Source organism: Seonamhaeicola sp. MEBiC01930, assembly GCF_045277075.1.
Classification (GTDB): domain Bacteria; phylum Bacteroidota; class Bacteroidia; order Flavobacteriales; family Flavobacteriaceae; genus Seonamhaeicola.
The window spans coordinates 2,837,578-2,858,616 of the sequence record NZ_CP104270.1; the positions used below are offsets into that span (position 1 = coordinate 2,837,578).

Annotated in this window: 19 protein-coding genes; all 19 read left to right on the forward strand. The window is 31.3% G+C overall.

Annotated elements, in window-relative coordinates; all coding sequences use genetic code 11:
* The first annotated feature begins 1 nt into the window (after window position 1).
* The 19 genes from N1F78_RS12275 (at window position 2) to N1F78_RS12365 (ending at window position 21,024) form a co-directional block, all read left to right on the forward strand.
* Window positions 2–319 carry an Hpt domain-containing protein gene (locus tag N1F78_RS12275; protein ID WP_406683452.1) on the forward strand — a complete coding sequence of 106 codons (318 nt, stop codon included), beginning with the start codon at window positions 2–4 and terminating at the stop codon, window positions 317–319.
* 3 nt (window positions 320–322) lie between these two features.
* Complete coding sequence (locus tag N1F78_RS12280; RefSeq protein WP_406683453.1) at window positions 323–1,042, forward strand: LytR/AlgR family response regulator transcription factor; 720 nt, start codon at window positions 323–325, stop codon at window positions 1,040–1,042.
* A gap of 437 nt (window positions 1,043–1,479) precedes the next feature.
* Entirely contained in the window at window positions 1,480–2,838 is a 1,359-nt protein-coding gene (locus N1F78_RS12285) for a UDP-glucose dehydrogenase family protein (RefSeq protein WP_406683454.1), read from the forward strand.
* A gap of 19 nt (window positions 2,839–2,857) precedes the next feature.
* Window positions 2,858–3,802 (forward strand): UDP-glucuronic acid decarboxylase family protein, encoded by a 945-nt coding sequence (locus tag N1F78_RS12290; protein ID WP_406683455.1) that lies wholly within the window; start codon window positions 2,858–2,860, stop codon window positions 3,800–3,802.
* A gap of 76 nt (window positions 3,803–3,878) precedes the next feature.
* Window positions 3,879–4,265: a PleD family two-component system response regulator gene (locus N1F78_RS12295; protein WP_406683456.1), complete on the forward strand. Its 387-nt coding sequence runs from the start codon at window positions 3,879–3,881 to the stop codon at window positions 4,263–4,265.
* Between the two features lie 34 nt (window positions 4,266–4,299).
* The gene (locus N1F78_RS12300; protein WP_406683457.1) at window positions 4,300–5,499 is read left to right on the forward strand and encodes a sugar transferase; all 1,200 of its coding nucleotides are present in this window, start codon (window positions 4,300–4,302) and stop codon (window positions 5,497–5,499) included.
* Between the two features lie 18 nt (window positions 5,500–5,517).
* The gene (locus N1F78_RS12305) at window positions 5,518–6,264 is read left to right on the forward strand and encodes a TolC family protein (RefSeq protein ID WP_406683458.1); all 747 of its coding nucleotides are present in this window, start codon (window positions 5,518–5,520) and stop codon (window positions 6,262–6,264) included.
* A gap of 4 nt (window positions 6,265–6,268) precedes the next feature.
* Window positions 6,269–8,650: a GumC family protein gene (locus tag N1F78_RS12310; RefSeq protein ID WP_406683459.1), complete on the forward strand. Its 2,382-nt coding sequence runs from the start codon at window positions 6,269–6,271 to the stop codon at window positions 8,648–8,650.
* Window positions 8,651–8,662: 12 nt separating this feature from the next.
* A complete protein-coding gene (locus N1F78_RS12315) occupies window positions 8,663–10,042 on the forward strand; it encodes a lipopolysaccharide biosynthesis protein (protein WP_406683460.1) in 1,380 nt (459 codons plus the stop codon).
* A gap of 2 nt (window positions 10,043–10,044) precedes the next feature.
* Window positions 10,045–11,538, forward strand: a complete 1,494-nt coding sequence (locus N1F78_RS12320; protein ID WP_406683461.1) for an O-antigen ligase family protein — start codon at window positions 10,045–10,047, stop codon at window positions 11,536–11,538.
* A 39-nt stretch (window positions 11,539–11,577) separates the two neighbouring features.
* Complete coding sequence (locus tag N1F78_RS12325; RefSeq protein ID WP_406683462.1) at window positions 11,578–12,765, forward strand: glycosyltransferase; 1,188 nt, start codon at window positions 11,578–11,580, stop codon at window positions 12,763–12,765.
* A gap of 93 nt (window positions 12,766–12,858) precedes the next feature.
* Entirely contained in the window at window positions 12,859–14,016 is a 1,158-nt protein-coding gene (locus N1F78_RS12330; protein WP_406683463.1) for a glycosyltransferase family 4 protein, read from the forward strand.
* Window positions 14,017–14,065: 49 nt separating this feature from the next.
* Window positions 14,066–15,262: a glycosyltransferase gene (locus N1F78_RS12335; protein WP_406683464.1), complete on the forward strand. Its 1,197-nt coding sequence runs from the start codon at window positions 14,066–14,068 to the stop codon at window positions 15,260–15,262.
* Window positions 15,263–15,278: 16 nt separating this feature from the next.
* Complete coding sequence (locus N1F78_RS12340; RefSeq protein ID WP_406683465.1) at window positions 15,279–16,037, forward strand: class I SAM-dependent methyltransferase; 759 nt, start codon at window positions 15,279–15,281, stop codon at window positions 16,035–16,037.
* A gap of 34 nt (window positions 16,038–16,071) precedes the next feature.
* Window positions 16,072–17,220 (forward strand): glycosyltransferase, encoded by a 1,149-nt coding sequence (locus N1F78_RS12345; protein ID WP_406683466.1) that lies wholly within the window; start codon window positions 16,072–16,074, stop codon window positions 17,218–17,220.
* A 13-nt stretch (window positions 17,221–17,233) separates the two neighbouring features.
* The gene (locus tag N1F78_RS12350; RefSeq protein WP_406683467.1) at window positions 17,234–18,154 is read left to right on the forward strand and encodes a glycosyltransferase family 2 protein; all 921 of its coding nucleotides are present in this window, start codon (window positions 17,234–17,236) and stop codon (window positions 18,152–18,154) included.
* Window positions 18,155–18,157: 3 nt separating this feature from the next.
* Window positions 18,158–19,372 (forward strand): glycosyltransferase, encoded by a 1,215-nt coding sequence (locus tag N1F78_RS12355; RefSeq protein WP_406683468.1) that lies wholly within the window; start codon window positions 18,158–18,160, stop codon window positions 19,370–19,372.
* A complete protein-coding gene (locus tag N1F78_RS12360; RefSeq protein WP_406683469.1) occupies window positions 19,363–19,977 on the forward strand; it encodes an acyltransferase in 615 nt (204 codons plus the stop codon). Before N1F78_RS12355 ends, N1F78_RS12360 begins: the two co-directional genes overlap by 10 nt.
* A gap of 45 nt (window positions 19,978–20,022) precedes the next feature.
* Window positions 20,023–21,024, forward strand: a complete 1,002-nt coding sequence (locus N1F78_RS12365; protein ID WP_406683470.1) for an acyltransferase family protein — start codon at window positions 20,023–20,025, stop codon at window positions 21,022–21,024.
* Window positions 21,025–21,039 lie beyond the last annotated feature (15 nt).

Here is a 21,039-nt window from a genome sequence, read left to right on the forward strand (position 1 = left end):
CATGGAAACACCAAATTTATCATACATTCATAGTATGGCAAGGGGAGATGATAGTTTTGTTATGAAAATTATAGGGGTTATGAAAGGTGAGTTTACTAATGAGGTAGATGAGTATAAAAACAACATAAAATTAAATAATTTTAAAGTTGCTTCAGAAAATGTGCACAAAATTAAACATAAAATTAGTATTTTAGGTCTTGAAAAGAGTTATGCACTAGCAAATGATTATGAAAATGAATTAAAAGAAGGTAAATTGGACTTGCATAATGATTTTGATAAAATTTTACAAATTATTGACGATTACCTACTAACTATTTAAAGAATGAACTGTATTGTTATTGATGATGAAGCTACTGCAAGACTTATTATAACTGAATTATGTTCTCAAATTGAAGGTGTAAATGTTGTTGCGGAATTCCCTAATGCAATTCAAGCAATTAAATACCTCAATCAGAATGATGTGGATTTAATTTTTCTTGATATTCATATGCCTGATTTTACAGGATTTGATTTTATTCAAACATTAAAGAACCCTCCGGAAATAATTTTAACAACTTCTGATCCGCAATTTGCTATTAATGCATTTGAGTATGATTGTATAATTGATTATTTAGTAAAGCCTTTATTATTGCCTCGTTTTGAAAAAGCAATTCAAAAAGTAAATGTTTCTACCCATAATGATTCTACTGTTGATAGTTTGGATATACCGAAAGTTTCTGAAACTAAATTTGATAATCATTTATATGTAAATATTGATAGACGATTAATAAAAATTGAGATTCCGAGCATATATTTGGTTGAGGCCAAGGGAGATTACATTAATGTAAAAACAGAAAAGGAAAATTATAGAGTTCATTCTTCCTTAAAAAAAATCGAGGAAAAATTACCAGAAAGTTTATTCTTGAAAATTCACAGGTCTTATGTCATAAATGTTAAGAAAATAATTGATATTGAAGATAATAGTGTTTTGATTAAAAAGGATGTTGTGCCAGTTAGTAGATCTAATCGTCCTGAACTAATGAAACGTTTGAATTTGCTTTAACACCAATTATCCTTATAATTATACCTATTATCTACAGATTAATACCTATTATCATTTTTGAAATTCTTTTTGAAAAATTCGGTTATACATTTGCAATAACTCTTGTTTATGAACAAAGATTGCGTTTATTGTGAAGAGTTCCCAAATTGTTCAATTCATATCCCGGTATCCGATTGAATACCTATTGAACTTAACCTTCTTTTTGTTATTTGAAAAATGACATAACTTTTCTCATTTTAGAGGGTTTATTTTTTATTGAAAAATCTTACAATATAAAAAAATATGCATTTTATCGTATTTTTTTTACTTTTTAACGATGTTTTTTGTAAAAATATTTGTATGTTTGACTCGATTAGAAATGAATATGTTCTAATCAGTGTTTAAATTATAGAATTTAAACCCCAAATTTAAAAGTTAAACCATTATAATATTGAATTATGAAAATTACAATTGTTGGTAGCGGATACGTTGGACTTGTAACAGGAGCTTGTTTTTCCGAAGTCGGAATTGATGTTATTTGTGTGGATATTGATGAAAACAAAATCAATAACCTAAATAAAGGAATTATACCTATATATGAGCCGGGTTTAGAGAATATGATTAGCCGTAACATGAAAAAGGGTAGATTGAGTTTTACAACCAAAATTGCTGATGCAGTAAAAGATTCTGAAGCAGTTTTTATATCTGTGGGAACTCCTCCTGATGAGGATGGTAGTGCAGATTTAAAATATGTAATAGCAGTAGCAAGAGATTGTGGTAAACATATTGATGATTATACATTGGTGGTAACCAAAAGCACTGTTCCTGTAGGAACTTCATTAAAGGTTAAAAATGCCTTACAAGAGGAGTTAGATAAAAGAAATGCTAAGGTAGAATTTGATGTAGCATCTAATCCAGAATTCCTAAAGGAAGGTGCTGCAATAAATGATTTTTTAAAACCAGACAGAATTGTTGTTGGTGTTGAAAATGAAAGAGCAGAAAACTTATTGAAAAGATTATATAAGCCATTTACACTTAATGGTCATCCAGTAATTTTTATGGATATAGTTTCTGCAGAAATGACTAAGTATGCTGCAAATTCAATGCTAGCTACAAAAATTAGTTTTATGAATGATATTGCTAACCTTTGTGAAATTGTTGGAGCTGATGTAAATAAAGTAAGAAAAGGAATTGGTTCAGACTCAAGAATTGGAAACAAATTCATCTACCCAGGTATTGGGTATGGAGGATCATGTTTTCCCAAAGATGTTCAAGCTTTAATAAGAACAGGAGGTGAATATAACTACGATTTACAAGTTTTAAAAGCTGTTGAATCTGTCAATAATAAACAAAAAACGGTTTTATTCAATAAAATCTTGAAATATTTTAATGGTGATGTTAAAGGAAAAACCATTGCCTTATGGGGGTTGTCTTTTAAACCTCAAACTGATGATATGAGAGAGGCACCTTCATTAGTAATAGTTAATAAACTTTTAGAAGCAGGAGCAACTGTAAAAGCTTATGATCCAATTGCTATGGAAGAGGCAAAACATCATTTTGGAGATACTATAACTTATTTTGAAGATCAGTACGAGACGCTGATTGATGCTGATTGTTTAGCAGTACTTACTGAGTGGCCGGAGTTTAAATTTCCAAATTTTAATATAATTAAAAGATTGCTTAAAAATTCTACAATATTTGATGGTCGTAACATTTATGATAGGACGGAAATGAAAGAAAAAGAATTTAATTATTTCTGTATTGGGGTGGATACATCTAAAGATATGGTGAAATCTGTTTTAAGTTCTGTTAGTTAAGAATAAACTATATAATTATATGACCAAAATACGCAAAAAAGTTTTAGTTACAGGTGGAGCCGGATTTGTAGGTTCTCACCTATGTGAGCGTTTATTAAATGAAAATAATGAAGTATACTGTTTAGATAATTTTTTTACTGGACAAAAACAAAATGTAGTTCATTTATTGGATAACCCTTATTTTGAATTAATTAGACATGATGTTACAAGTCCTTTTTTTATAGAAGCAGACGAAATTTATAATTTAGCTTGTCCTGCGTCTCCTGTGCATTACCAGTATAACCCTATAAAAACCATGAAAACATCAGTAATGGGAGCAATTAATATGTTGGGGTTGGCTAAAAGAATAAAGGCGAAAATCTTACAAGCGTCAACAAGTGAGGTTTATGGTAACCCTTTAGTGCACCCGCAGCAAGAATCCTATTGGGGAAATGTTAATCCTATTGGAGAACGATCTTGTTATGATGAAGGCAAACGTGCTGCAGAAACTCTTTTTGTAGATTATCATAAGCAAAATGATGTCAATGTAAAAATTGTAAGAATTTTTAACACGTATGGCCCAAGAATGCACCCAAATGATGGGAGAGTGGTATCAAACTTTATAGTACAAGCGTTAAATAATCAAGATATTACTGTTTACGGTGAAGGTCAACAAACTAGAAGTTTTCAATATGTTGATGATTTGGTTGAGGCTATGATGCGTATGATGAATACAAAAGATGGATTTATTGGACCTGTTAATACAGGGAACCCAGATGAGTTTACAATTTTAGAACTTGCTGAAAAAGTAATTGAATTAACGGGTTCAAAATCAAAAATTGTATACAAACCTTTACCTTCCGATGATCCTATGATGAGAAAACCAGATATTACAATTGCGAAAAAGGAACTGGACTGGGAACCAAAAGTTAAACTTGAAGAGGGCTTAACAAAAACCATAGAGTTTTTTAAAACTATAGTTTAAAAGTAAAGAGAGTCTAGAGTTATTCTCTTCAAATTAATAAATTTTAATTTTTTTATGAACCCCCAAATCTTAAATCATGAAGAAAAAAATACTAATAGTAGATGACGAAGCAAGTATTTGCTTGTTATTGGAAAACTTTCTTTCAGAACATTACAATATTGAAACCATTAATGATGGATATGAAGCGTTGTTATGGTTAGAAAATAACATTCCAGACCTTGTAATTAGCGATATCCAAATGCCAAAAATGGATGGTTATGAATTTTTAACCAAGCTACGACAAAGAGGTTTTACTAAGCATACTCCTTGTATCATGCTTTCAGGTAAATCAGAAAGTAAAGAGCGTATAAAGTGTTATAGATTGGGAGCTCAAGATTATCTAACTAAACCATTTAACCCTGAAGAGTTAGATGAATTGGTAAAAAAGAATTTATTCCCAATACACTACGCAGTGGAGTGGTAGTATTTTATTCAGTTTAACTTAACCTACATTAAAGATGGAATCAGTCTTAACTATGCTTTATATTGGAAATTCTCCCGATTATTTTAAGTCTATAAGTGAAAAAAACAATGTTGCTTTTTGTGTTTTAGAAAATAGCATAATGGCTATAAATTATTTAACATCTGATAATGAAATAGATGTAATAATTTGTGACTATGCATTACCAGGTAATAATGGGCTTTACCTTTATGATTGGATAAGAGAGAATTCTGAATTTAATAAAACGCCTTTTATTCTTTTGTCTAAAGATTTTAATAGTGAAGTTTACAAAAAGGCTTTTAAGAAAAGGGTTAGTGATTATTACGTAATGAACACTTCAACTCCCGAGGATATTCTTGAGAGAGCCAAATTTCTTTGTGAAAATAGAGGGGTGACTCAATCGACTAAGCTACTCGAATTGAATGAAGAAGGTTACAAAATGCCTTTGTCTAAGCGTGTTTTTGATATAGTTGTTGCTTCTACAGCACTTTTAATAGCTTCTCCATTTCTACTTTTAATTTTATTGGCAATTAGATTGGAATCCAAAGGCAAGGTATATTACATATCTAAAAGAGTTGGCCGGAAAACATTTGATTTTTACAAGTTACGTTCAATGAGAACGGGCGCTGATGAATTGTTAAAGAAATTAGCAAAAGAGAAAAATCAATACAATAAAGAACCAAAGAAAGAAGAGTCTATAGAAAACAAGGATTGTCCAAAGTGTGCTGCTTTACCTGAAGGAGAAAGTTGTTCTCCAATTATGTATATAGACACACATAGTATATGTGATTATTGGTATATGAAACAAAAGGAAGAAGAAGCAAAGAACAATTCGGCTTTTGTTAAAATAGTTGATGATCCAAGAATTACTAGGATAGGAAAATTTATAAGAAATACGAGTATTGATGAATTGCCACAATTAATAAATGTTTTAAAGGGGGATATGTCCATAGTTGGAAATAGGCCTTTGCCAGTTTATGAAGCTGAGTTATTAACTGGTGGTGACATCTCTAAACGGTTTTTGGCTCCTCCTGGAATTACAGGGCTTTGGCAAGTTGAATTAAGAGGTAGAGGAGGTGATATGTCTGAAGAAGAAAGAATGCGTTTAGATAACGAATATGCAGACCAGTTTAGGGGTAATAATTACTCATTCTGGTATGATATGAAATTAATTTTTAGAACTATACCGGCTTTGTTTCAAAGTGATACGGTTTAATATTTACACTTCAAAAGAATGAAGCTACTATTAAGATTTATTATAATTCTAGTGTTTAATTGTACTAGCTATTTGCATGCTCAAGACGAAATGTTAGAGGTGTCAACTAGTAGAACTAAAAGCATAACAAGCCTTCCTCCATTGGAAGTTGTGACGGATTCTGTTTTAAAAAGAAGTGGGATGCTGAACTATAGAAATAGTAGTATAAAAAGATTAGGAACACTTAAAAAATCAAAACGTATAGATATTACAAGGCATATTGGTTTATCAGGTGATACTAGATATGGTAATTTTAATAATTTCTCAACAAATGAAGATGGTCAAGTAATTTCCGCTCTTGCCACAACATCAAAAGTATTTAACTATAGTGTTGGTGTGTATTTAAGATTACCACTTTATGATGTTCTTAACAGAAAAAAATTAATTAAGACGGCAGAATTGGAAGTAGAGGAAGCTATAAATTTAGCTGAAGCGGAAGAGCAAACAATTCGCCAAAACGTAATAAGGTTATATCAAGATATAGCATTAAAGGAAAGGCTTTTAGAAATTAAAGCAAGAGCTTATGGTGATGGTAATGTAAACATGCAAATGGTAGAAAAGGAATTTAGAAATGGAATAGTTCCAGTTGCAGAATATGTGCGAATTACCAGTATTACTTCAAACTTACAAATAGAGTATGAAAAGGCAAAATCTGAATTTGTACTAGCAAAGCAATTATTAGAAGATTTAGCGGGTTACAAGTTTGATATTTTAACAGGAAATTAAAGTAATGAATATAGTAGATTTTGTAAGACTAGCGTTAAAGCATATTAGGTTGCTAATATTAATTCCAATATTATTAGCTACATTGGTTATTATCTTAACGGTTAACCCGTCTTTTGAATATTCATCTCAAACTATACTATATACTGGTTTAGCTACAGGGACATCTATTGAGATGGACAAGAGGTTTGATCACCATGCTAATAGTGCTGCATTTGATAATTTAATTAACATTATTAAGTCTAGAGATACTCAAGAGGAGGTTGCTATAAGGTTGTTAGCTCAACATTTAATGTTACAAGAGGCTAATTCTAAATATATTTCTGAAGAACATTATGAGGAATTTAAAGATAAAATTCCTGAGGATATGTATACCTATGTAGCTGTAGATAGAAATGCTACAGATGTAGATGTTGATACTGATAATTTATCAAGCATTTTTCCAACTGAAATAGATCCTGTTTTATATGAACAGACTGTTCAAAACTTAATGGACTTAATGCAGAGTAATACATCTAATTTTGTATATGAAATAATTAATTATGAAAAGGATAAGCATTATTCTATAAAGGCAATTTCTAGTATGAATGCTATGAGAATTGGCGGTAGCGATTTGGTGAAGCTTACATATACTGTAAACGACCCAGGGATTTGCCAGCAAACTCTAGATATTTACAATAAGGTTTGTATTAAGAATTACAAATTTATTAAACAAAATAGATCTGATGATGTTGTAAAATATTTTGAGGCGCAGTTAGCACAGGCAAGTGACAAACTAAAAAGGGCAGAGGATAAACTTCTTGAATTCAATAAGGCATCAAATATTATTAACTATTATGAGCAAAGTAAAAAGGTTGCCATAGTTAAGGAGGAGATGGAACTTGATTACAATCAAAAGCAAGCTGAATTAGCAGGTTTACAGGCCGCAACCAGAAGGTTAGAGAAGAAATTAGATATACAGGAGGTTATTCAGCAAAAGAGTAATTATGTCCTTCAAAAAAAGAAAGAATTAGGAGATCTGAATTATGAGATAGCAATGATTGAAGCTAAGATTGAGACCAATGGAAATAATCAGGGATTGGGAAGGCTTGCAGAATTAAAGAAGGAATCAAACGCTGTTACTAATGAGATTGAGAAGAGTGTAGATGAACTTTATAGCTATGAAAATACGGTTGATGGTTTACCTGTAACAAAAGTTTTGCCGGAGTGGATGGATAATGTGACAGATTCTGAAAACCTAAGAGCTAAACTTAAGATAATGGAAAATCAGAATATAGAGTTTCAAAAGCAATATAAAACTTATGCACCTGCAGGTGCCAATATGTTAAGAATCCAAAGAGAGATTTCGGTATCTGAGGAGGGTTATTTAGAAATACTTCATGGATTGAACTTGGCCAAACTAAAATTGCAAGATAATTCATTGTCGGCAAACTTAAAGGCAATCGATCCACCATTTTTTCCATTATATCCAATACCTTCTAAGAGAAAGATATTAATTGTTGTTGCTGCTTTCATAGGAGGGTTATTCACTTTGGGTATAATATTGGTAATGGAATATTTTGATGATACTTTAAAGAATTCTGATAAAGCAGCTGAAAAAATTGGAATTCCAGCTTTAGGAATGATTCCAAAAATATTGCTTAATCCGTTAACAACTAAAATGTCATTTGTTCAGAGTAGGCTTATAGAAATAATTACTCAAAATATTGTTCAGAATTTAAGTTCGGAGGAAAAACGTGATAAAATTCCAAAAACCATTTTATGCTTTAGTTCACAGAAATTAGAGGGTAAAAGTGTTATTGCAGGTAATATTGCTAAAGGGTTAAAGAAGAGTGGGAAAAGTGTATTGGTTTTAAATTATTCTGATAAAGAACCTAGAAAAGATCAACAAAGAAAATATTCTATTCTTAATAGAATATTAGGTTATGCAGATCCTAGAATTGATATTGATAACCCTTTCTTAGCAAGTGCATCTCAATATCTAGATGATTCTGAATACCATACTTATAAGATAGATAAGCATTTTTACAAAGCGAAGAGTTATTTAGATATTTTAGAGTTAAATAACATACAGTTAGATTATACTCCAGAATATGTAATAATTGAATTGCCTTCTATTATTGATAATAATCACCCAACAGAATTATTTATTGATTCAGATTTAGATATCCTTGTATGCAGGTCAAATAGAACTTGGTCTAAGGCAGATAAGGCTGCATTAGATAGATTGATGCCTTTCTCTGAATCAAAAATGAAATTTGTAATTAATGGGGTAGAGCTTAAAGAAGTTGAAAGAGTCTTAGGAGATTTACCTAAAAAGAGGACTAGTTTAAGAAAGAAAATGAAGTCTATGTTTAGACTTGAGTTTTTCTCAAAGAACCAAATTTAGGAATAAGAAATAATGAATAAACTAAAAAAAATTGTACGTGAAGACAATTTCCTTTCACTAGCAGGAAATGTTGTGATTGCAATTTTGGGTGTAGCAGGCTTCGGATTGTTAGCACGTAGTTTATCATTGGACGTTTTTGGTGAATGGGTTCTATTTATTACTGGAGGTTCATTTGTTGAAATGTTCAGGTTTGGAATTACTAATACTGGATTGATTAGATATCTTTCTGGAGCTGAGCAATCTTCAAGATATAAATTAATAGGTTCCAATGCATTAATTGGTTTAGGAGCAACCATACTGGTGTCCTTAATTTTATTTATATGTAATGCGTTTTTTGGAGAAGCTATTCTTAATTCTGGCTATGGTTTGTTTTTTAAATGGTATCCTTTATTGGCTTTTTTAAATTTGCCTTGGAATAATGCTTTGGTAGTTTTACAGGCAGACAGAGAATATGGAAAAATACTTGCACTTAAATCAATTAATAGTGGTCTATTCTTCTTGGTTATTGTTATGAATTCATTTTTTATAGAAATGACTTTGTCTCAATTAGTTGTTGCTTTATTATTTATTAATGCATTTACTTCACTAATTAGTCTTGTTTTAGGATGGGACGGAGTTAATCATATTACTAAGGCGTGTAAGTCTACTAACAGAACTTTATTGAACTTTGGAAAATATACAACCTTTACCTTAATTGGAACTAATTTATTAAGAAGCGCAGATGCACTTATTATAAGTTTAAGTCCACTTGGAGCGTCGGCTGTTGCACTATATAGTATTCCTTTAAAGCTTACTGAATTACAACAAATACCATTAAGAAGTTTTGTTGCTACTGCTTTTCCAAAGATGTCTAAGGCAAGTGTTCAGGGAAGGGTAAAAGAAGTTAAAGATCTATTTTATGCTTATTCAGGTGCATTAACATATCTCTTTGTGGCAATGAGTCTTTGTACATTCATTTTTGCAGATTTATTAGTGCTAATACTTTCTGGAGAGCAGTATTTGGTTGTAGATCCTGTAACTGGATTTAATGTAGTCGATATTGTAAGGGTCTTTTCTATTTATGGATTGTTATTACCTATAGATAGAATGACCGGAATTGGTTTAGATAGTATTAATAAGCCTAACATAAATGCTATTAAGGTATTTGTAATGGTTTTAGCCAATGTGATAGGAGATATAATAGCCATTTTTGTGTTCCAGAGTCTTATTATGGTTGCAGTTGCATCTATAGTTTTTACTTTGGTAGGTATTTGGCTAGGTATGTATTTCTTAAACAAGGAGCTTACTTTATCCTATAGACAGATATTTGTTAGTGGCTTAGATTTCTATAAAGACCTATTTAACAAGGTTACGAATAATCGATTTGCTGAAATTAAGCAAATAAATAACTAAAGGTGATCCCTAAAAGTAAACATATAAATCCATTTGATAAAATTCCTGGTTCAGGCAATTTGGCTAAACCAAAATGGCTTTTATTGTTCTTTGCAGGAGTTGGTTTAATAGCCTTAATACTTGGAAAATTAGAAATAGCTGGAGCAGGCTTAGTAATAGCTATTATTTTTGGCTCTGCGTTTTTAAACGTTCTATTTAAAAATCCTGTTATAGGTTTTTATACGGCTATTGGTCTTAATTTTGTTATACTCGGTTCATTACGCTATATAAAGACAGAATTACCAATAGGTTTTGCTACAGATGGTATAATGATTTTAACCTTTTTGGCGATAATTTTTAGCAGGTTTAGGGAAAGAGTTGATTGGTCTCCTGCTTTTAGAACTATTACGGTTTTGGCAATAGTGTGGTTGGCCTATTTTATATTTCAAATAGCTAACCCAGAAGCGGTAATGATAGAGCCGTGGATTGCTGGTAGAGGTATAGGTTTTTATTTCTTATTCTTTGTGATTCTCACCTTTATGTTAATCAACACAAATAAACGGTTGGATACTTTTTTGTATGTGTGGGGAATCTTTTCAATATTAGGAACATTAAAGGGAATAATGCAATTGGTTTTTGGACCTGATTATGCAGAACAAGCGTGGTTAGATGCCGGTGCATCTATTACTCATGTATTATTTGGTAAGTTAAGAATATTCTCTTTCTATAGTGATGCAGGGCAATTTGGAGGTAATCAAGGGTATGCTGGAGTTGTTTTTATAATCTATGCCATGGCTAAAAAAGGCTGGCCTAAAGTGTTCTTTTTAACTGTGGGTATTTTAGGAATATATGGAATGTTAATATCTGGTACTAGAGGATCAATAGCTGTTCCTTTTGCTGGGTTTATGACATTTTTTGTTCTAAAGAAAAATATTAAAGTATTAGGTGCTGGCTTCTTTTTTGTGATTTTAATGTTTGTGTTTTTTAAATATACCATGATAGGAAATGGAAATGCACAAATAAGACGAATGAGAACCGGTTTTGATTCAAATAATCCTTCTTTAATAGTAAGAAAAGAAAATCAAAGAAAATTAAAAGTATATCTTGCTTCAAGGCCGTTTGGAGGAGGAATAGGTCACGCCGGGGATAAGGCACAACGTTTTTTACCCCACGCATTTTTGTCTAATGTGGCTACAGATAGCTGGTATGTTATGATTTGGGCAGAACAAGGAGTTGTTGGTCTAACCTTGCATCTTTTTATTTTATTTTTTGTTGCTGGAATGGCCTCTTTCAAGATTATGTTTAGAATCCGAGATCCTATAACAAAGATAAAAATGAGTGCTTTAATTGCAGGAATGGTTGGAATAATGGCAGCGTCATATGGAAATGGTGTTTTGGGTCAGCATCCAACATCATTATTAATATACGCATCTATGGCACTGATATCACATCCAGAAATTTTTGAAAGATCGAAAGAAGAGCTAGATGCTGAAGAAGCTAAATTGTTACCTGCCTAAATAAGTAGGAATGTGTAATAACCTTAATCATATAATTTTATGGAAATATTTAATGTTTTTCAAATTATAGTCTTAACCTTTTTGGGGCTGGCTGTATTGTATATATTCATATTTTCCATAGCAAGTCTTTTTTATAAGGAAAAGAAATACAATAATATTAATAATGATAAAAAAATAGCTGTTTTAGTTCCGGGCTACAAGGAGGATGCTGTTATAGTTGAGGTGGCAAAATTAGCCTTAAAACAAGATTACCCCTCTAATCTTTTTGATGTAGTTATAATAGCTGATTCATTTCAGGAAACAACATTGCATAAATTAAGAAGTCTACCTTTAAAACTTATAGAGGTAAGTTTTGAAAATAGTACAAAAGCTAAGGCTCTAAATAAAGCTATGGAAAGGCTCGAAAGAGATTACGATATTGCTGTTGTACTAGATGCTGATAATGTAATGGCATCTGGCTTTTTAAGTAGAATTAATGCTGTTTTTGAACAGAATGTTGTTGCAGTTCAGGGTCATAGAACTGCTAAAAACGTAAACACTTCTTGGGCAATACTTGATGCGATAAGCGAGGAAATTAACAATAATATTTTTAGAAAGGGCCATAGGGTATTGGGGCTTTCTTCAGCAATTATTGGTTCCGGAATGGCTTTTAGTTATAAATATTTTAAATCCATAATGTCTAATGTTGATGCTATAGGAGGGTTTGATAAGGAAATTGAATTAATAATGCTTAAAGAAGGTAGAAAGATTCTTTATTTAAACGATGCTATTGTATATGACGAAAAAGTACAAAAAGCTGAGGTTTTTGGTAATCAAAGACGAAGGTGGTTATCTGCTCAACTGCATTATTTTAGAAAGGATATTTTTATTGCCTTCAAGCATTTGATTCTAAAAGGTAATGTAGATTATTTTGATAAGGCTATTCAATTTATCCAACCACCTAGGGTTTTATTACTAGGCGCGGTAGTTGGGTTAAGTTTCATTTTTGTTTTGATGAATAGATTTCTGGACAATAACATTGCATATTCTATTGCTTGGGTAGCTTTATTTGCTTCCTGTTTTTTGTCTTTTGTTTTTTCCGTTCCTAAAGCCTTTTACAATCTTAATACTTTAAAAGCCTTGGCTAGTTTACCTAGGGGTATGTTTATGATGTTATTATCATTGCTTAAAATAAAAGGTGCAAATAAATCTTACATTCATACGCCACATTCATCTGAAAAAACATAAATCAGGGTATTTTTTTACAAAAAATATTAATTTAATCGATAAAAGGTTTTATAATATCGATTAAATGCATTATATTTATCCAAAATTCAGAAAATGAATATAGGTATAGAAGGGCAAAGGCTTTTCCGTAAGAAAAAACATGGTATGGATATGGTTGCATTAGAGTTGATAAAAAACCTTCAGGTTCTCGATCAAGAAAACCAGTACTATATTTTTGTTAAACCTGATGAAGATAGTTCTGTTCTTAAAGAAACATCTAATTTTAAGATAGTTGAATTAAAGGGTGGGTCATATCCTACTTGGGAACAATTCATCTTACCTAAAGCTGCGAAAAAGTACAACTGTGATTTATTGCATTGTACAAGTAATACAGCTCCCTTATTTTCTGATATACCTTTAATAACCACATTGCATGATATTATTTACTTAGAAAGAAAATCATTCAGGATTTTAACTAGTAATGCAACACGATATCAAAAATTGGGAAATATGTATAGAAAGTTGGTGGTTCCTTATGTGGTAAAAAGAAGTAAACAAATAATTACAGTTTCGGATTTTGAAATAAAGCAGATTTCATATTTTTTTGGATATAGCGGAAATAGTAAACTAACCTCAATATATAATGGAGTTAGCGAGCATTTCAAAATTGTTTCAGATGATGCAGAACTTAACAGGCTTAAAGAAAAGTACAATTTGCCAGAAAAGTTTATATTTTTCTTAGGAAATACAAGTCCTAAAAAAAACACTAAAGGAACTTTAAAAGCTTTTTCAAGATTTATCAAGGAAACTAATTCAGACTATAAATTAGTAATTTCAGATTATGCTTTGGATAATTTAGAAAAATTACTTGCTGATATAGGTCACCAAGAATTAATAAATCATATTGTTTTAACTGATTACGTTGTGAATACAGATCTGCCAGCAATATATACTCAAAGTAGTTTGTTTTTATATACATCGTTAAGAGAAAGTTTCGGAATTCCTATAATGGAAGCTATGGCTTGCGGAGTTCCTGTAATAACTTCTAATACTTCTTCAATGCCGGAGGTGGCTGGAGATGCTGCGCATTTAGTTAATCCATTTGAACCTGAAGACATTGCTAAAGCAATGATTAAGGTTCTTGCGGACGAAGAATATAGAAAAAGATTAATAAACAAAGGACTTGAAAGAAGCAAGGTGTTCTCTTGGAAGAATATGGCTGCTCAAGTGTTAAACCTTTATAATAAAACCTATGAAGAAATAAAAGCCTAACGTTACAATTACATAATTAAACGTCATAGTGCCCCTAATCAAAATGACTATGGATTATATATACCTTATTTATCAAATTATACAATTTACTCTCCTTATATGGCTAGGATTTTGTGTAATATACCTATTTGTTCTGGCTGTTGCAGGATTGTTTTTTAAGCAAAATATTAAGATTAAACACAGTAGGTCATTACCTAAAGTAGCTTTGTTAATTCCTGCTTATAAAGAAAATGAAGTTATTCTACATACAGCTAAAGAAGCCATAAAACAAGATTATCACAAATTTGATGTAGTTGTAATTGCAGACTCTTTAGATGCTGAAGTTGTTTTTGCCTTAAAATCACTTGATATAGTTGTTATTGAAGTATCTTTTGAAAAAAGCACCAAAGCAAAAGCGCTCAACTTCGCTATGAATGAACTAGGAGATAATTATGATTTAGCGGTTGTGTTGGATGCTGATAATATTATGGCGCAAGGTGTATTGAGTAAAATAGCTAATAAATACGCCGACGGTTATAATGCAATTCAAGGGCATCGTACTGCTAAAAACCGAGAAACAGGCTTTTCTATGCTTGATGCAATAAGTGAAGAAATGAATAATCACCTTTTTTGTAAAGGAACTCAAACAGTTGGTTTAACATCTAGGTTAATTGGTTCAGGAATGGCATTTGATTATGGAATGTTTAAAAAATTAATGAAGGATGTAGATGCTGTTGGCGGATTTGATAAAGTACTTGAATTAGAATTGGTGAATTCTGGTAACCCTATTCACTATTTAGAATCAGCATATGTTTATGATGAAAAAGTTAGTCAATCTGCAGTGTTTTCTAACCAGAGAACACGATGGATTTCAGCACAATTTTACTATCTGAAAAAGTATTTTTGGGGATCTATAGGTAAGCTTCTAAAGGGAAAAGTAGATTATTTTTTAAAGGCTGTTCAACTTTTTCTGCCGCCTAGAATGTTATTCCCAATAATGGTATCTGTTCTTTTTGTTTTGGCTTTAATTATTAATGATGAATTGTTCTCCAAAATATGGGGTATATCATTTGGATTAATAATTGTTTCCTATGGTATTTCTATTCCAAAAAAATTATGGACAAAAGAGCTATTTATGGCTGTGCTTTCTTTACCTAAAGCAATCATAGTAATGCTGTTGGCAATGTTTAAGTTGAAAGGAGCCAACAATAAGTTTATACATACCCCACATTCAATAAAAGAAACCCCAATAAATAATAATAATTAATTTAAAATTTGAAATCATGGAATTTATTAATAAGACCAACTACACTAGAGTAGAAGATTTGAAGAGACTTAAATTTATTCAGTCGGCAGTTTTATCATTAAATAAGCCTAATGCAAAAGTACTAGATGTAGGTTGTGGAAATGGAAACAACAGTAGACAACTGGCGTCTTTAGGTTTTGATGTTTTAGGAATAGATATTTCTGATAAGACAATTAACACAGCAAAATCTTTAAATACCTACGATAATTTAAGGTTTGAAAATGTCTCAGCTGAAGATTTAGATATTAATGATAAGTTTGATGCTATAATCTGTTGTGAAGTTGTTGAGCACTTACATGAGCCTGCTCCAGTTATAAAGTCGTTGAAAAAATTGTTGAAGCCAGAAGGAATATTAATTATTACAGTGCCAAATGGATATGGTCCTAGAGAAGTAATAATGACTAAACCAATGCAGGCACTAATGAAAAATAAATTTTCATGGAACTTTGTTGTTGGATTAAAAAGGATGTTTGGATATAAGGGAACTACAATTCAATCTGAGGCTGAAGATTTAATGCATATTCAATTTTTCACAAAAAAGAGCCTAAAAAAATTATTGCAGGTTGAAGATTTTAAATTAATAAATTTTCAAGGTACTAATTTTGTTGAAGCTGTTTTTCCAATTTCTTTGGTTGCTAATAGAGTGAAATCTGTTCAAAAGTTTGATAACTGGATGGCTGATCAATTGCCTGATTCTTTTTCTAGCGGATTTTTATCTTCTTGGAAGTTTAAATAAAAACTTTTAACCCCAAATTTAATAATCACTAAGCATGATGAAAAAAATTAAAGTATTAGAAACTATTCGTCAAGGAAAAATTGGCGGAGGAGAAACACATGTTTTAGATTTAGTAGCGAATATAGATACATCAAATTTTGAACCTATTGTACTTTCATTTACTGATGGTCCAATGGTAGAAAGAGTTAAAGAACTTGGTGTAGATGTACATGTTATTTACACTGAGAAGCCTTATGATATAAGGGTTTGGGGTAAAGTAAAGCAATTTATGGTTGATCATGAAATTGATATAGTACATGCACATGGAACCAGAGCAAATTCAAATGTTTTTTGGGCCGCTAAAAAATTGGGTTTACCTATTGTGTATACAGTTCATGGTTGGTCCTTTCATCAAGGTCAAAGGCCATTGATTAAGATGTTAAGAATAAAGAACGAAAGTTTTTTAACTAAAAAAGCCGATGTAACAATTGCTGTTTCACACAGTAATCAAAAAGACGGAATTGATTTATTTGGAATGAGCAATTCTAAAGTAGTTACTAATGGAATCAACACAGAAAAATATGGTCCTTCAAATAAATTAAGAGATTTACGAGAAGAACTTGGTTTACCTAAAAATAAAACCATTGTTGGTTATTTAGTAAGAATGACAGAGCAAAAAGACCCTTTAACGTTAATCAGAGCTATTAGAAAAGTCAAGGATCAAACAAGTGATATTGCTTTTCTTTTAATGGGAAATGGTGATTTAGTTGATGATGCTAAAGCTTTGTGTAAAGAGCTTGATATAGAAGACATGGTGGTATGGTCTGGATTTAGACAAGACATCCCCGATGTTTTAAATACAATAGACATTTATACTTTACCATCTTTATGGGAGGGTTTACCAATAGGTTTGTTAGAGGCAATGTCTATGGCTAAACCTATTGTGGCAACTGGTGTTGATGGAACTAAAGAAGTAATTAGTGATGGCGAAAACGGAATTTTAATTGAGTGCGGAGATTATGAGAATTTGGCAAAGGCTTTTATAGAATTGCACGAAGACAAAGTCAAAATGGCTGAATATGGAAAAAAATCTAGAGAGATTGTTTGTAAAAGATATGCAGTTAATAGAATGTGCAGAGAAATTGAGGAAATTTATTTTCAGCAGATTCAGAATTATGACTATGCAATCCAACCATTAAACTAGAATTAGAAAAGTTATGGATATAGAAAATCAACAGCCAAAGGTTTCAATTGTAAGTGTAAATTACAATCAACCAGAAGTTACTTGCGAGATGTTAGAATCCTTAAGAAAGGTTACATATCCCAATTTTGAAACTTTAGTTGTAGACAATGGATCACCTACAAACTCTCCTTTAATTATTAAGGAAAAATACCCAGAAGCACACTTAATAATAAGTGAAAAAAATTTAGGTTTTGCGGGTGGAAATAATTTGGCTTTAAAACAGGCAAAAGGAGATTATGTCTTGTTGTTAAACAATGATACTGAAGTTGAACCAGATTTTCTTGATAGTCTAGTTGAGTTAATGGAGTCTGATAATAAAATAGGAATTGTTAGCTCTAAAATTCTATTTTTTTATGAAGATAATTTAATACAATATGCAGGATCATCTCCTTTAAACCCAATTACTTCAAGAAATATAACTTACGGAAATAAGGAAAAAGATAGCGGACAGTTTAATAAACCAAAAGAAACATCTTACCCACATGGGGCATGTATGATGATAAGAAGAAGTGTTTTAGAGGAATTAGGTTTATTATATGAGAATTATTTTCTCTATTATGAGGAGCTAGATTTTGCCGAAAGAGTTAAAAGGGCAGGATATAAAATTTATTTTCAACCAAAATCTTCTATCCTTCATAAAGAATCTATTTCTACGGGTAAAAATAGTCCATTAAAAACCTATTATTTGAATAGAAATAGAGTATTGTTTTTGAGAAGAAATAGTAAAGGAATTACACTTGTATTGGCAATGATTTATTTCTTTGGAGTTTCGCTTCCTAAAAGCACTATTAAATATTTATTTAAAAAAGAGCATTTGTCTGCATTGTACAGAGGTGTAATTTGGAATATTAGCAATTTTAAAATAAAAGAAAATCAAAAGCTTTATAGCGCTTAGGTTATGATAAAAGGTAAAGACATTATAGTAGTTGGTATTCAAGCTTGGGATATAGAAATTGGTAGTAATTGTAAAAATATTGCCAAAGAATTTTCTAAGCACAATCGTGTTCTTTACGTAAATCCACCTTTAGATAGAGCTACAGAGCGAAGAGAAAAACATAAAGATAGCGTAAAAAAACGCTTAAGAATTAAGGATGGACAAGAGAATGGGTTGGTGGAAATAGATCAAAATTTATGGAACCTATATCCAAAAAAAAATGTAGAATCTATTAATTGGATACCTGTTCATTCTATATATAAAATATTAAACAAAAGAAATGCAAAACGATTTGCCTCAGATATTAAATCTGCAGCAAATGAATTAGGCTTTAAGGATTTCATTTTGTTCAATGATAGTTCAATGTTTTTGGGGCTTCATTTAAAGGAATTATTGCAACCAAAGGTATATGCGTATTACATGAGGGATTATTTAGTTAAGGTTCCTTATTGGCAAAAACATGGTGTGCGTATAGAGCCTCAAACTGTAAAAAAGGCTAATACAGCACTCACTAATTCTGAATTTTATGAAGAATTGTGCGCACCAATTAATAGCCATAGCTATATGGTTGGGCAAGGTTGTGATGTATCATTGTTTAATGATGAAGACAATACCATTTCAGTGGCAGATGAATTTAAAAATATACCAAAGCCAATAATTGGTTATGTTGGTTACCTCACCTCACTAAGGTTAGATTTAGAGGTAATTGAGCATATTGCAAATGAGAGAAAAGATTGGAGTGTAGTTTTAGTAGGGCCAGAGGATGATGATTTTAAAAACTCTAACCTTCATAATTTGAGAAATGTACATTTTCTGGGGAGTAAAGATGCTTCGCAATTACCTAATTATGTAAAAGGGTTTGATGTGGCAATTAATCCTCAAGTGGTTAATAACTTAACAATTGGTAATTACCCAAGAAAGATTGATGAATATCTTGCTATGGGAAAACCTACTCTAGCCACAAAAACCAAGGCTATGGAAATGTTTAGTGAATATGTTTACTTAGGAGTTTCTAAAGAAGACTACATCACTTTAGCAGAAAAGGCTCTAAGTGAGCACTCAGATAAATTGGCATTAGAAAGAATGAAATTTGCCCAAAGTCATACTTGGGAAAATAATGTAAAAGCTATTTACAATGCAATTAAAATAGCAACCAAAGACAAAATAAAATGGGATTAAAAGAGAAAATAAAATCAAATGAAAAGCTCAAAAAGCTAGCCCACTGGTCTATTTTAATTCCAAAACAGGCTAGACCAAGGTTATGGGTAAGATGGTTTGTAAATCCGTTTATTCATAAAAAAGGTAAAGGGGCAAAAGTAAGACGTAGAACTAGAATAGATGTAGTTCCTTGGAACAAATTTGAGTTAGGTTCTGGATCTACTATAGAAGACTTTTCTGCTATAAATAATGGTGTCGGTGATGTTTTTATTGGAGATAGAACCAGAATAGGGTTGAGTAATACAATTATTGGTCCTGTGAAAATAGGAAACGATATTCGTTTAGCTCAAAATATAACCGTATCAGGTTTAAATCATGATTATCAAGATGTAACTAGACCTATTCATGAACAAGGCGTTTCTACATCTACTATAGTTATAGAAGATGGTACTTGGTTAGGAGCCAATGTAGTTGTAGTAGCGGGTGTAACAATTGGTAAAAATTGCGTTGTGGCCGCCGGAAGTATAGTAACAAAGGATATCCCGTCTTATTCAGTTGTGGTTGGAAATCCAGCCAGGGTAATCAAGCAATATAACGAAGAAACCAAAACTTGGGAAAAAGTTTAACTAAATTTAAATAACTTAATATTTGAATTTCTCTCATCATATATTATGAATAAAGACAAAACCATAGAAACACTTAGAGGACTTGCCATATTGCTTGTAGTTATAGGTCATGTTATAGGCTCTGCTGCGGAAGGAGGGATGCAGGTTGATGATGATTCTTTTCTAAGATACATTTATTATACATTCATAGATCCTGTTCAGATGCCTTTATTTACCGTTTTGGCTGGATGGGTATATGCATTAAAACCATCAACACCTGAGATAAAGGAGTTTGTAATAAAAAAAGTATTTAGATTACTTATACCAATGTTAGCTGTGGGGGCTTGTTATTTTATTGTTCAATATTATACACCCGGAACCAATCGTAAAAGTGATTTGGTAGATTTATGGAAGCTTATAATTTTCCCTTATACGTTTTATTGGTATCTATATTCCCTTTTCTTTGTTTTCGTTATTATAGCCTTTTTGGATAGCATAGGTAAAATGAAGACCACTTCTCAATGGACCCTAATTTTTAGTCTTTCATTGATAGCCTTGTTGACTAGAGATTTATTAATTCCAATAGAATCACTCAATTATTTTAGCTACCTAGGGACTCTGTATTTGTTACCTAGTTTTATATTAGGTGTTGGTTTATTTCGTTTTAAAGAACTATTAGAAAATAGGATATTGAAAACCATTTGTGTTTTGTTGTTGATAGGTTGTATAATTGTGCAACAATTGTCTTGGTTTAATATAATTGATGTGGTTTTACTTAAAGATAATTTTTATGGCCTTTTAATAGGGTTTTCTTTTACTTTCATTTTACTTAGGTCTAAAGTTGAAATTAATTGGCTTATTTGGTTTGGTGGTTTGTCCTATTCCATTTATTTATTTCATGGCTTTGGTACGGCAGCTGGAAGAATAATTCCAAGAAGTTTAGATGTTAATTCATCCACATTAATCTTTATAACTTCTTTGGTGTTAGGGCTAATGTTTCCAATAATTATTGATAAGATTTTTGAAAAATTTAAATTAACCCGAATATTATTTTTAGGAAGACGTTAGTTCATCGAAAAAAAA